11 protein-coding genes are annotated in these 13,275 nt (G+C 61.0%); 2 read left to right on the top strand and 9 right to left on the bottom strand.

Translation table 11 applies throughout. The features are described 5' to 3' along the window. Positions 1-26 precede the first annotated feature (26 nt). The 3 genes from ACTT2I_RS06870 to galE all read right to left on the bottom strand — a co-directional run bounded on the left by ACTT2I_RS06870 (position 27) and on the right by galE (position 3,585). Positions 27-812, bottom strand: a complete 786-nt coding sequence (locus ACTT2I_RS06870; protein WP_421099475.1) for an SDR family NAD(P)-dependent oxidoreductase — start codon at positions 810-812, stop codon at positions 27-29. Continuing rightward, positions 812-2,344, bottom strand: a complete 1,533-nt coding sequence (gene amaB / locus ACTT2I_RS06875) for an L-piperidine-6-carboxylate dehydrogenase (RefSeq protein WP_046273729.1) — start codon at positions 2,342-2,344, stop codon at positions 812-814. Before amaB ends, ACTT2I_RS06870 begins: the two co-directional genes overlap by 1 nt. 212 nt (positions 2,345-2,556) lie before the next feature. Then, positions 2,557-3,585 carry a UDP-glucose 4-epimerase GalE gene (galE, locus tag ACTT2I_RS06880; protein ID WP_421099474.1) on the bottom strand — a complete coding sequence of 343 codons (1,029 nt, stop codon included), beginning with the start codon at positions 3,583-3,585 and terminating at the stop codon, positions 2,557-2,559. A gap of 329 nt (positions 3,586-3,914) precedes the next feature. On the opposite strand from galE, the gene ACTT2I_RS06885 reads away from it, so the two are divergent. Together ACTT2I_RS06885 and ACTT2I_RS06890 are read left to right on the top strand one after the other, a co-directional pair. Further along, positions 3,915-5,387, top strand: coding sequence for an undecaprenyl-phosphate glucose phosphotransferase (locus tag ACTT2I_RS06885; RefSeq protein ID WP_421099473.1), 1,473 nt, complete (start codon positions 3,915-3,917; stop codon positions 5,385-5,387). A 122-nt stretch (positions 5,388-5,509) separates the two neighbouring features. Continuing rightward, positions 5,510-5,944, top strand: coding sequence for a low molecular weight protein-tyrosine-phosphatase (locus tag ACTT2I_RS06890; protein WP_421099472.1), 435 nt, complete (start codon positions 5,510-5,512; stop codon positions 5,942-5,944). 49 nt (positions 5,945-5,993) lie between these two features. Here ACTT2I_RS06890 and ACTT2I_RS06895 read toward each other — a convergent pair whose 3' ends face one another. From ACTT2I_RS06895 to ACTT2I_RS06920, 6 genes are all read right to left on the bottom strand, one after another. Beyond that, positions 5,994-8,207 (bottom strand): YjbH domain-containing protein, encoded by a 2,214-nt coding sequence (locus ACTT2I_RS06895; RefSeq protein ID WP_421099471.1) that lies wholly within the window; start codon positions 8,205-8,207, stop codon positions 5,994-5,996. A gap of 14 nt (positions 8,208-8,221) precedes the next feature. Beyond that, entirely contained in the window at positions 8,222-8,983 is a 762-nt protein-coding gene (locus ACTT2I_RS06900; protein ID WP_421099470.1) for a capsule biosynthesis GfcC family protein, read from the bottom strand. A 2-nt stretch (positions 8,984-8,985) separates the two neighbouring features. After that, positions 8,986-9,633 (bottom strand): YjbF family lipoprotein, encoded by a 648-nt coding sequence (locus ACTT2I_RS06905; protein ID WP_421099469.1) that lies wholly within the window; start codon positions 9,631-9,633, stop codon positions 8,986-8,988. Between the two features lie 10 nt (positions 9,634-9,643). Next, positions 9,644-10,753: a polysaccharide biosynthesis/export family protein gene (locus ACTT2I_RS06910; RefSeq protein ID WP_421099468.1), complete on the bottom strand. Its 1,110-nt coding sequence runs from the start codon at positions 10,751-10,753 to the stop codon at positions 9,644-9,646. A gap of 83 nt (positions 10,754-10,836) precedes the next feature. After that, positions 10,837-11,166 (bottom strand): hypothetical protein, encoded by a 330-nt coding sequence (locus ACTT2I_RS06915; protein ID WP_421099467.1) that lies wholly within the window; start codon positions 11,164-11,166, stop codon positions 10,837-10,839. Positions 11,167-11,383: 217 nt separating this feature from the next. Next, complete coding sequence (locus ACTT2I_RS06920; RefSeq protein WP_443096816.1) at positions 11,384-13,237, bottom strand: acyltransferase family protein; 1,854 nt, start codon at positions 13,235-13,237, stop codon at positions 11,384-11,386. Positions 13,238-13,275 lie beyond the last annotated feature (38 nt).

Genomic DNA, 13,275 nt, shown 5'->3' on the forward strand with positions numbered 1-13,275 from the left:
GTTCGATGATAGGGCCAGCGGCGGGTTTATCCCATCAGGACCTGGCCACCATCCACATTCAAGGTATGCCCGGTGATCCAGCCCGCCAGCGGCGAGCACAGGAATAGCGCAGCATTGGCGATGGACGCCGGCTCGCCGAAGCGGCCGAACGGGATCTTCGCCAGGGTGTTTCGATACAGCTCGGGGTCCTGCTCGCGGCGGCGCGCCCACAGCCCATCCTCGAACTCGATCGAGCCGGGGGCGATGGCATTGACGCGGATCCGCTGCGGTGCCAGCGCCAGCGCCTGCGAGGTGGTGTAGTGCATCAGCGCGGCCTTGGCCGCCGCATACGGCGCGCCACCCGGGCGCGGCTGCTGGGCGGCGATCGAGGCCAGGTTGAGAATGCACGCATCCGCGGACTGCTGCAGCCAGGGCAGGGCAAGCCGCGAAGCCCGCACGGCGGACATTAGGTCGACATTCAAACTGGCTTCCCAGCCGGCTTCATCGTCGGCCATGCCGTAGCCGGTCGCGTTGTTGACCAGCACGTCGATACCGCCCAGCACCTGCGCGGCATCGGCCAACCAGCGGGCGATGTCGTCCAGCCGGGAGAGATCGGCACTGGCCGTGTGCACGGCCAGGCCGAGGGCTGCGGCATCCGCACGCAGCGCGGCCAGACCGGCCTCACCGCGTGCGCAGACCGAGACGCAGGCGCCTGCCGAAGCAAACGCCAGCGCCATCGCGCGCCCGATGCCCTTGCTGCCGCCGGCGATCAGCACCCGGCGCCCGGTGAAATCCAGGCGCGGGCCGGCGGGCAGGTGGGGCGCGGGATCCATCACAGGTCGAACTTGATGCCCTGGGCCAGCGGCAGCGAATCGGAGTAGTTGATGGTGTTGGTCTGGCGGCGCATGTAGACCTTCCAGGCATCCGAGCCGGACTCACGGCCACCGCCGGTGTCCTTCTCGCCACCGAACGCACCGCCGATCTCCGCACCCGAGGTGCCGATGTTGACGTTGGCGATGCCGCAATCCGAACCGGCGGCCGAGAGGAAGCGCTCGGCGGTCTTCAGATTGGTGGTGAAGATCGAGGAGGACAGGCCCTGCGGCACGCCGTTCTGCATGTCGATCGCTTCGTCCAGCGTGCTGTACTTCATCACGTACAGGATCGGGGCGAAGGTCTCGTGCTGGACGACCTCGTCGCTGTTCTTCAGGCCGGTCACGATGGCCGGCAGCACGAAGTTGCCGGCGCGGTCGATGCGGGTACCACCGGTCTGCACGGTGCCACCGCTGGCCTTGGCCTTCTCGATCGAGGCCAGGAACTGCTGCACGGCGCCGTCGCTGTTGAGCGGGCCCATCAGGTTGGCCGGGTCGGTCGGATCGCCGATCTTGCCTTCCACCTGCTTGTACGCCTTGATCAGCGTGGCCAGCACGTCGTCATGGATGGATTCGTGCACGATCAGGCGGCGCGTGGTGGTGCAGCGCTGGCCGGCGGTGCCCACGGCGCCGAACACGATGCCCGGGATCGCCAGCTTCAGGTCGGCGGTTTCGTCCAGGATGATCGCGTTGTTGCCACCCAGCTCCAGCAGGCAGCGGCCGAGGCGATGCGCGACCTTCTCGGCGACCTGGCGGCCGACCTGGGTCGAGCCGGTGAAGCTGATCAGCGGCACGCGCTTGTCGGCCACCATCTTCTGCGACAGCTCGGTACCGGCATCGTTGATCAGGAAGAACAGGTCCGGGAACCCGCCCTCGCGCAGCGCTTCATTGCAGATGCGCATGGACGCGATCGCGGTCAGCGGCGTCTTGTTGGACGGCTTCCACAGGCAGATATCGCCGCAGATCGTGGCCAGGAACGAGTTCCAGGCCCACACCGCGACCGGGAAGTTGAACGCACTGATGATGCCGACCAGGCCCAGCGGCTGGTACTGCTCATACATCCGGTGGCCCGGGCGCTCGGAATGCATCGTGTAGCCATAGAGCATGCGGCTCTGGCCCACGGCGAAGTCGGCGATGTCGATCATCTCCTGCACTTCGCCATCGCCCTCGGGCTTGCTCTTGCCCATTTCCAGCGCGACCAGGGAGCCCAGGGCGTCCTTGTTGGCGCGCAGGGCTTCGCCACACAGGCGCACGGCTTCGCCGCGGCGCGGGGCCGGTGTGGTGCGCCAGACCTTGAAGGCCTCCTGGGCGCGGGCCACGATGGTTTCGTAGTCGGCGTCGGTGGTCGCGTAGACCTTGGCGATGGCTTCGCCGGTGGTCGGGTTCACCGGGGTGATCACACCGGCATCGGTGGCCGAGGACCACTCGCCGTTGCCAAGGTAGGTGCCAGCGTTGGTCGCGTCGAGGCCGAGGGCCTTGAGCAGGTCAGAGGACATGCAAACTCCTGTTGCGTTGCGTTTGTAAGGCGCTGGCCGCTGGCAGGGTGGGGGGCGGCAAGCTGAACCCGGAATGGTAACAGAGGGGCGCAATGCCTCATCTGGCGGTGCAGCGCAGGTTGGGAACGCGCGTCAGCTTCGGGGCGGGCGGTCCCCGGATTCATATCTGTACTGTCCGAGGGATCCGGCCTCCCTGGCCGGCCACCCAGGCCTCACGCGGCTTGGGTGCGGGCGTCAGCGTGGATGTGATGCGGGGACCAGCCAGGCTGATCACGGTGCCAGCGCCACGCACTTTCGATGATCGGCGCCAGTTCGGTCCAACGTGGGTCCCAGCCGAGGAGCTCGCGCGCCTTTGCACTGGAGGCCACCAGTCGCGCAGGATCGCCAGCGCGGCGCGGGGCGACCTCGTAAGGGATCGCAACACCCGATACGGAGGCGGCGGTCGCAATCACCTCGTGGACGGAGAAGCCATGACCGTTACCCAGATTGAAGGTGTGTGCGCCTTCGTGGCGATCCATGAACCCTAGTGCCAGTGCATGCGCCCGGGCAAGATCCTGGACGTGGACATAGTCCCGCACGCAGGTGCCGTCGGCGGTGTCGTAATCGTTGCCGAAGATCTTGAGCGAAGGCCCGTGGCCCAGCGCCGCTCTGAGGACGTTGGGGATCAGGTGCGTCTCGCAGGCGTGGGCCTCGCCAATACCATGGTCGGGCAGGGCGCCTGCGGCATTGAAGTAGCGCAGGGTCACCGAGCGTAGACCATAGGCATGCGCCGCATCTTCGAGGAATCGCTCGGCCATGAGCTTGCTGGCGCCGTAGGGATTGATCGGCGCCTTGGGGTGATCTTCGTCGATCACGTCTGAAACCGGGGTGCCGAAGACGGCTGCGGTCGACGAAAACACCAGCTTGTTTACCTCGTGACGTCGCATGGCTTCGAGGAGGTTGAGCGTGCCGGTGACGTTGTTCGCGTAATAGGCGTAGGGCTCGACGACCGACTCACCTACCAGCGACCTGGCACAGAAGTGCATCACTGTGTCGAAGCTGCGCCCGTGGAAGGCGCGTTCCAGCGCAGCTGGATCCAACAGATCCGCCTCGATCAGGTCGCCCCAACGGACGGCGTCTCTGTGGCCGGTGGAAAGGTTGTCGAGCACGGTGACCACGTGCCCATGTTCGGCCAGCCATTGAGCCATATGGCTGCCGATGTACCCGGCGCCACCGCAGATGAGGATGCTGGAGGAATTCATGGGCGCAACTCTAGGGGCGAGTGGCTGTTGAATGAAAGCTCTCTTCGATGCTACAGAGGGCAGTTGAGAAAGATGCAGCGCCCGACGCTGTGGATCCCCCAGCGGTGTCAGGACATTGACGCGCAAGAGGCGGGGGCGACACGATCATCTATGTCATTGATTTTTTTAGTGTCATGAATCAGTTCAGTTAGATGCACGGTCATCTTTGTGAGAATTTCTGTAAGATCAGTGTCGGATTAGTGACCATAAATTAGCTCAGAGTCTTGTGGAACGACGGGGAGGTCGGTTGCGCAGGCGGGAACGGGAAACCGTTCCAGCGGGCATCCCTGATGGAGAAGTTGCCTTTGCTACATGGATCCGTAGAACAGTTGCCGGCGCGGCGTGGACGCCAGCGTGTGACTGCCGAGGCGCGGGCTGCACTGGATGTGTGGTTGCGGGTCGGAGACCTGTTGTTGGTGCCTTGCGCCGCCGTATTGAGTCACGTTGCCGCCTATGGCTGGCTTCCGCCGACGCAATCGCAGCGTGTGGTGTTCGGTGCTGTGTTGCTCTGCACTTTGGTGTGCTTCAGCCTCGCACCGGTCTACCGCGATTGGCGTAACCGCGGACTATTGGCCGATCTATGGACGCTGCTTCTTGGCTGGACGGGGGTGTTCGCCCTGTTCTCCATGTACTCGGTCCTCATCGATATGTCCGACACGGTGCCAGCCTCATGGCTGGTCGGCTGGTATTCGTCAGGCCTGATCGCCATGAGTGCTACCCGGATCGGTATTCGCTTCCGTCTGCATCGATTGCGCGAACGCGGGCTGGACCGACAGCGTGTGCTCCTCGTGGGCCTTCGCGCGCCTGCGTTGAAAGTGCATCGATTGCTGCGAAGTCGACCGGATATCGGGAAAGAGGTGATCGGCTACTTCGCTGGACCGGATGACATCGCACTTCGTCGTGACGGCACGGACGCACCGAAGCGTCTCGGCGACCTGGATGGGTTGCAAGCCTATCTCGATGGGCATCGAGGTCAGATCGAGCATATATGGGTGTCACTGCCGTTGGGCGGACGCGCCCGCCTGAAGGATGTCCTGCGCCTGCTGGAGCGGTATCCTGTGCAGGTGCGTTTAGTCCCGGATATCACCGGCTTGGGTGCCCTGAACCCGGGCGTCCATCAACTGGGCAATGTGCCGATGATAGGGGTGCGCCAAGGTGTCGTGGAGCCGCGTTTTCTCGTCATCAAGCGCGCCGAGGACCTACTAGTCGCCGGAGCCGCCATCGTTCTGCTGTCACCGCTGCTCGCCATCCTCGCTGTTGGGGTCAAGCTGAGTTCGCCCGGCCCGATCCTGTTCCGGCAGCGCCGACATGGGCTGGACGGCAAAGAGTTCTGGATGCTCAAGTTCCGCTCTATGCGCACACACGCTGAAACGCCCGACAAAATCACCCAAGCCGTCCGCAACGATCCTCGTGTGACTCGTTTTGGTGCCTTCCTGCGCCGTAGCAGCTTGGATGAGCTGCCTCAGTTCTTCAATGTACTGGGTGGCAGCATGTCAGTGGTTGGGCCAAGACCGCATGCAGTTCAGCATAACAACCAGTACGAACGATTGATCGAGCGCTACATGCATCGCCACTATGTCAAGCCAGGCATCACTGGCTGGGCACAGGTTCATGGCCTGCGTGGTGAGACGCCAAGGCTCCGTCAGATGAAGAAGCGCGTGCAGTACGACATTGATTACATCCGGCGCTGGAGTCCCCTGCTGGACGTACGGATCATCATGTTGACGGCATTCAAAGTGCTTGGTCAGAAATCGGCGTACTGACCGCCATGCCGACGTGCCGCCTGTGAGGCTCGATAGGTTAGGCTACCGCGTCCAAATGCATACATCCGCCACAATGAGTCTCGTGGCGCGGTGAACGGCCACAAAGCGTCAGGACCAGAGTGATGTTCAAGAACATTCTTTTTGTTTGCGTCGGCAACATCTGCCGCAGCCCGTCTGCCGAAATCATGCTGCGGCACTCCGTCGGTGACAGGGGCATCCAAGTGTCATCCGCGGGCCTCGGGGCACTTGTCGATCACCGCATCGATCCCACCGCGCAGCAGTTGCTGGTGGAGCACGGACTTGACGGCACCACGCATCGTGGCCGCCAGATCAGCGAAGCCATCCTGGGTGCAGCCGACCTGGTACTGACCATGGAGCGTAAGCACGTCCGCCGCATTACCGAGATCGCGCCTCAGGCGTCCGGTAAAACGTTCCTGCTCGGAAAGTGGCAGTCTGACCTGGAGATCCCCGATCCCTATCGTCAATCGCGTCCGGCGTTCGAGCACGTGTACGGTCTGATGGACGAGGGTGTACGCAGCTGGGTTCGTTACCTCTGAATCGAGAGTCAGCTGGCGCCACGATCCGTGGCGCCAGCGATGATCGCCATCATTTGGCGATCGTGTCCAAGTTATCAAGGAAGAAGCGCTCGTCCCGTTCACCGGTGACGTTGTACAGCGAATAGCGGCGCTGCAGCATGGCGCCGCCATCCCGGATGAGTGGATTCCAGTTGATGTTTGCCCTGGCCCGGGTAGACCGCGGCAGCAGCGTGTCGAAGGGAATGCTGAAATAGATGCCCTTGTCAAAGCTCCCTTCGCCGAAATCCCGTGACGAAACGTTTGTTTTCGTCGCGTAGGCGCCCATGGTTACACCGTTGTCGAACGCGCGCGCAATGTTCAGCGTGGCACCATCGTCGCCTGCCAGGTAGCGGCCGATCGATAGAGTGCCGATGATGCGCTCTCGAGCGTCGAAGGTGTAGTAAAGGGTTGCGTGGCCGGTCGTCACGCTGTAGTTGCGCAGCGAAAAGTCCTGCTCATAGGCACGCTGCCGGACGCGATTGACGTTGGCGCCCAGCGCCCATGACTGGCCCATCGGGCGATAAAGCACCTCACCGCCGGCGCCCGCGTACATCCATTCCAGGTAACCCGCGTATGCCATGCCGTACAGGTCGCGCCCCAGCTGTCGGGTCGCCGTGAACTGCAGGTTCGGCATCGTGACGTCAGATGTGGTGGTGTACTGCCGGATGTCGGTGCGAACGCGGGGCAGGCGGCTTGGAGCGTTGTACTTGAACTTGTCGTAGTTGTTGAGAAGGTTCGCACTCACAGTGCCGGTCAGCCAGGTCGTCGGCGTGAAGAACAGGCTGCCGCTGTAATTTGCGTTGACCTGATACAGGATGAAGCCATCCGGCCCACCCATGTTCTGTCGATAGCCGAAGTTGAAGCCGCCGCCAAAACGATTCTGGTCCGGTTTGTAGAGGGTCTCGCGATTGACGCGTGCCGGTGCGTCGAGCTCAACGCTGCGGCGCAAGGTCGATTCGTCTGCGCGGCCGTCAAGGTAGTCCTCGAACGTCTGGCGGTGCATCGAGATGTCGGCAATCGGCATGCCGAGCCGCGTGCTGCGGAAGGTGTACCAGTCGTACTCGTCGGCCAAGGCGTTGCTGAGGATTCGCGCGCTGCGACCCATGCCTTCGCTGACGGTGAAATAGCGAGATTGATAGCCGGAAATGAAAAGCTCGCCGTTGCGACTGGAGATCTCGTCGACACGGATGCCGGCGTTGTCTCGGAGCCTATCGGCAACCTGCTTCCAATTCGGGCGCTTTGCATCGAAACTCGCGCCATCAATCACATTGGCGGCGAGGGGCGCAGATGGGCTTTCGCCGCTCAATCGGGTGGCCGGCGAAACGCCCGTGCCGCGCAGGTCGTGGGGCAGCAGCTTCTCCGGAGGGGGATCAAATGGCTTCGGTGCCGAAGCCGCACGTCCCGGGTTACCTCGCAGGGTCATCGAGAACATCGCGGCCTCGCCACGTTCCCAAGCTGCTGTGAGCTCCACGTTCCGGTTCGGGATATAGACCAAGCCTACGTTGACTGGCGTGCTCTGGCGCAGGTTGTTGCGCCGCGGCTCGCGCTTGTAGTCGTTGCCGTCATACTCGATCTTGACCACCAGCGGGTCCCACGGTGACTGCCAACTGACGCCGCCAAATACGCCAACAGGGCCGGTAAACATGTCGCTGAGGCCGAAGCTACCCGCCTGCGTGATGTCGCTGGTAGCAATGCCACGCCGAGGCTTGAACCGGTCGTCAAGAACGCCCAATGGGTTGCTGAAATCGCCCCGATTGCCTATGTAGCCGGTGGCCAGCCCGAGGGAAGCATCAAATGCGCCAAAGCGCTTGTTTGCTACCAGGTACTCACTGGAGAAGAATCCTGTTCCGCCGAGGTCGCGCACACCCAGCGCTACTTCGGGCAGCCAGCGCGATTCCTGCCAGAGCCGCATCTTGAAGTCGATGGATTTGTCTTTGTAGTTCTGATCGCCAGCGACATTCGGCGCTCCGTACCGGATGTTGGATACGTTGATATACCGAAACGTGGACTCAAGCCATGGGAACGGCTGGAGGCTCAGGTTGTAGCGCGTGTACGGAGAGTTATGTGATGCGGTGAACGAGATGTCACCGTCATGAGCCATGCGGGCGCTGGGGGTCTGTAATAGACCGACTCCACCCCACTCACTGGACGTCGACGGCGGCGCCTGCTGAGCGTGCACAACCGCTGACAACGAAAGCGCCAGCGCGGTCAGCATCGGGCGGGCGAAAGGTGCAGCGCGTCGCATGTTTAGATAACTCATCAATGGCTTACAGGTTGCGTCGCTATGAATGCGGCGAATTCAGCGTTGAAATCAGGATCCAGCGATCGGAGTCGGGATTCAGCGATTGGCACATACAGGTAGCCGCCAGGCGCGATCGTCTTAGGGTCACTCCGGTTCCACGCGGCGACGCCGAGCTCTTGCACCACTCCATCAGGCTGGATGATGTAGATCTTGTCGCGGTCGGCTCCCTGGGAGGGAGGGCACTCAGTAAGATACTGCTGCGCGCTCTTCAATGGCCGGTGTGGCAAGTTGCACGGGAGGTCCACCGCACCCAACACCTGCACCGAGGTTGATCGCACGGGGATATGCAAGCGGTCATCAGCTTCGATGATTGCGTCGTGTTGGGGCTGTGCCTGCATCAAGCGCGCGTCGGCGAGGATCGGTACACGCCCCGTGGCCTCATGAGTAGCTACCCATTCTTGCAGACGCTGGGCAATGCCGCGCAGCTGAGGATCTTCCGTCGTCGCCAGCTGAGCAAGCGAGTAAGAAAGCCCAGCTCTTGAGCGAACCTGTTCTTGGCGTGCCGAAGCTCGGTTGAAGCTGGTACCCGGCAGAAATGCATCGGCTGTCGGCGCGGCAGATAGGATTGCGCCAGAGAGGCGACCGTTGGGTGCAATGTAATCGCCGGCCGCCCTGACGGCGCCCTCTATTCGAACAGAGGCTGTAGGTGATGGCTGTGCCGCCAGAGCCGGCAAGTACAAAAACAACGCGGCCAGCAGGCCGGTACGGCGCAGGAACATGGTCAATCCTTCGTGGAGCGATACGGCTTCAGCTGCGTCACTTCGATTGCATAGTCAGGGGCAAGATGCTGCCGGCTCTTCCAGATGAAGCCGGAGGCAGGGTCCGCCCAGTACGTGTTCTTCAGGGTGAACCCTGGGCCATCTACGCGCTCATCAAAACGAACCAATCGCATGCGACGGTCTAGGATTCTCACGCTCTCCTCGCGATTACGCTTGAGCGTACTCACTGCCTCGACGCCGAACTGATAGTCTGGAATTGTGTCGTAGCTGCGTTTGAACTCCACCGTGTCCCGTACGGCAGTCAAGTCATCGAAGGGGGAGGTGCCGATGATATGGGACTCGATTCTTCGACCCATACCACTCATTCCAGTCACGAGGCCTCTCGCATCCATCCAAAAAATGGCGTGCTTGCCTGCGTACCACACCTGCCGCCCCGCATCCACGTAGCCCAGTACCAGCACCGCATCCAGGCTTGGCGCCCGTAGCTGGGCCTGTGGAAAGCGGTTGGCGGCCACCTGTTCAGTCGAGACCGATGCCTGGTTCCTGCCAACAAGACGAAACGCATCCAGCGTAGAGCTACTGAGCGACGTACAGCCACTGGCTAGCATGGCGCCTATAAGCGCCATGCCTGCAAAAAGGCGACGCGTCATGCACGCTGCCTCAGTTGCTTCCAATCTCATTCTCCGTACGCGCGGCGGTGTAGAGGATGTTGGTGAACGGCAACAGCTGATTGATGAAGCGATTCCAGCGGGTAACGCCCGCGGCGCCGACAAACACCACATCCCCTGGTTGCAGCATGAATTGGCTGCCGACAGCAAATGCTGCGGGCGAACGCGCTTCAAGCTGATACACCGTCGACGGTTCAGTCATGAGGTCGGTCGACCCACGGATGACGTAAACAGCATTGCCATTCGATGTCGCTTGAGTCAGGCCGCGGGCACGACCCAATGCTTGGTTCAGCGAGACATCGCCGGTGCGGAAGCTGAAGGCGCCCGGCTGCATGACTTCGCCGACGACGAAGATCTCCTTGCGGTCCAGGTATGGGACGAAGATGGAGTCGCCATCCTTCAGGAAGAGCTGACGGCCGCCGTACTGCGTGGCAAGGGTCTCAAGATTGATGGTGTAGGTCACACCACCACGGCTGAGGCGGACACCTGAAAGGTCTGCTGACGTCGGATTCAAGCCGGTCTGGCTGATTGCATCGGCCAGTGTCAAAGGCGAAGTGCCCAGCGGGATGGGATTTGATCGCTCCGCAGCGCCGGTTACCCAGACACGCTGACTGCCGTATGTGAGAACCGAGACATCGACCTGGGGAGACTCGATGAACCTGGCAAGGCGCTGACTGATCTGCTCGCGCAGCTGCGCGGGCGTCTTGCCGGCCGCCTCCACTTTGCCAATGTACGGGTAGAACATGTAGCCGTCGCTCTGGACCAGCCGACCGGCAAGGGCGCCCGCCTGCTGTGACCCTGCAGGCACCGTCAGTTCCGGGTGATCCCAAACGGTGACGTACAGCACATCCCCCACGCCCACGGTATACGGCTGGGGGACCGTGTCAAAGAGTTCGGCGGGCAGCAGCTTCTCTGCGCGGGTAGCATGCTCCATGGCGATCAGCTTTGGAGTGATCGAGAGAAGCTCCATACGCCCGTTCGCACCAGACCCTTCGGGCCGCACGTCGCTGTGGCGCAGGTGCTGTCCGGGTGCAAACATGCAGCCGGAAAGGGTGGTGGTAGCCAAAAGGGCGACCGCCAAGCAGGTCAACTTGATCTTCATGGGCAGGCTGTAATTCCAACAGGCATAAAAAACCCTCGCCAAGCTGCGCCCGGCGAGGGCTTGGATATCAAACTGGCTGAAAATCAGCCGCCGGTACCACCGGTGCCGCCAGTGCCGCCAGTACCGCCGTTGCCGCCGGTGCCACCAGTACCGCCATTGCCGCCACCATCACCACCGCCGCCAGCATCACGCTCGCTGCTGGTGCTGTCGCCGCCAACGCTGTACAGGACGGCGCCGGTAGCAACCGCTGCGACCGTGGTGCCAACGATGGTTGCCGTCGACAGGCCAGTTGCTTCAGCACCAGCGACTTCGGTCGCAACGCTGGTATCGGCAGCCTGTGATGCCGGAGCCTCCTGGGCGAACACCGGAGAGGACAGGCCGGCCAGGGCCATCAATGCAAAAATCTTCTTCATGAACGGGAATCTCCTACTCCGTCGGGATGGGCTTAACGCGCCTATGTTCGCGGTTTTGGTGCCGCGAAGTCAATGGAGAGCGCCATGATTTACGCGAGATGTGTCAAATTGCGGCTTCCTCCACAGTCCGCTTGCGATGAGGATCGCTGGAGCAAAGCGGCGGATCTTATTTGCAAATCCCGGAGGGATTCTGCGGCGTGCGCTACCTCACGATACGTCACTTTAATTGTGAGGCGTCTTGGAGAATTGGCGTCAACGCCATAGCGGTCTTCCTTGCTGCGAACATGCTGGGATGATGTGCATCGAACAATAAGGATGAGTCGCCCGGCGCGAGATTACAGCTGTCATCATTGCAGAATACATCAGTAGGTAGGAATACTTGGGTGCCGGAAAAATTCATCGAGAAGCTGCTTAGGGCGGACCGAGTGAAGTCTACTCTGCTGGAGCCATTTCTTGCGAGGTGCGTTGGTAGGTCCGAAAATCCATCCAGGGTCGGATAGGGCCCAATGACGACCACCTTCTTATGCATGGCCTGAAGCGCCTCCGAGGTCTTCCTCATGTGCCTTAGGAGGTCGTCAGATGGCAGTTGATCGGGTCCATAGTAGGCGGCTAGCACAACTATCTTGATGCTATCGGCAGATCTCAAATATTCAAGAACCCGGTCATTGTGCTTTTGGCAAAACGGACGATCTGTCTTGGGCGGCAAGCCGACTGCTGGCGGGCAAGACGAATAGGTAATTTGCTTCACCGCATACCCCTGTTCGCCTATCGCCTGAGCCAGCTCCACACCATGACTATCGCCCCAAACAGCCACGGTGGGGGAGGCGCCTCCTAGTACACAGCTGCTCGCCACGTTTGGTAGGCCAGCCTCCGAGTGGCAGCGTTCCCTATTTGGGCTGCGGTCATGTCTCGCGGCATCAAAATGCACGATCCTCGCGGAGTACCTCGACGGCCAGCCGTCTATGCTGGAATAAACCGCCGCGATTGAGATCAGAAGCGCAAACGCCACCGCGGTCGTGGTGCCTAGGCGCCTTGGCGTCCACGAAAGGCGTTCCCGCGTCGGTGTTTCAACCCATCGCCATGTCGCCCATGCAAGAACTAGTGAGAGCAGGATCGCCAGTGCTTTTCCAAAAGGGCTTTCCAGCCATCCTGAACTTCTGAACGCAACCATCAACGGCCAATGCCACAGGTAGAGCGAATAGGAGATCAGGCCGACGGTGACTAGGGGGCGCCAAGCGAGGAGTCGTCCGGCCCAACTATGTTGTCCGCTATATATAACTAGTGCTGCTCCTGAGACGGGTAGCAACGCGGCATAGCCCGGGAACGCGATGGAACTACTGTATAGCGCGACCGCGAACAGAATCATGCCAACGCCCAATGCTGCCGAGGCATTGTGAAGAGTGTTCGAGGGCGACCAGCCAGATCTTTCCTCACCCATCAACAGTGCTAGCCAGCTTCCCGCCATAAGTTCCCAGGCTCTGGTGGGTAGCAAGTAGAAGGAGGCGCTCGGCTTTATTGGGGTGAGATAGACGCAAAGGACGAATGAGCCAAGCGCGATGAGTGCCGTAATAAGGAGGCGATAGCGAGGGGCGTAGCGCAGTAAAAGAAAGAGCACCAAGGGGGCTAGAAGGTAGAATTGCTCCTCAACGCCCAGTGACCACATGTGTAGTAGTGGTTTCGTCTCAGCATCAGATGCGAAGTAGCCTGATTGACGCCAAAAATTGATATTGGCTACAAAGAGCAACGCAGCAGCGGCATCACGTCCGAGGCCAGAGAACTCGCTTGGAAGCAATATCAGCGGTGAAATAGCGAGGACGAACAAAACAACCAAGGCAAGCGCCGGAAAAATGCGGCGCAATCGCCGCTCGTAGAACGAAACGACGTTATAGCTTCCATTTCCAAATTGCTTGACAAGTATGGTCGTTATCAAATAACCGCTGATGACGAAGAAAACATCAACACCTACGAAACCGCCGCTGAATCCAGGCACGCCTGCGTGGTAAAGAACAACGGGAATGATTGCAAGTGAGCGTAGACCGTCAATGTCAGCTCGATATTTTTGTTCGCTCATCTATGGAGTCTCGTGGCGCCGTGAAAGTGATGCAAAAG

Source organism: Stenotrophomonas sp. PUT21, from assembly GCF_052232875.1.
Lineage (GTDB): Bacteria > Pseudomonadota > Gammaproteobacteria > Xanthomonadales > Xanthomonadaceae > Stenotrophomonas > Stenotrophomonas maltophilia_N.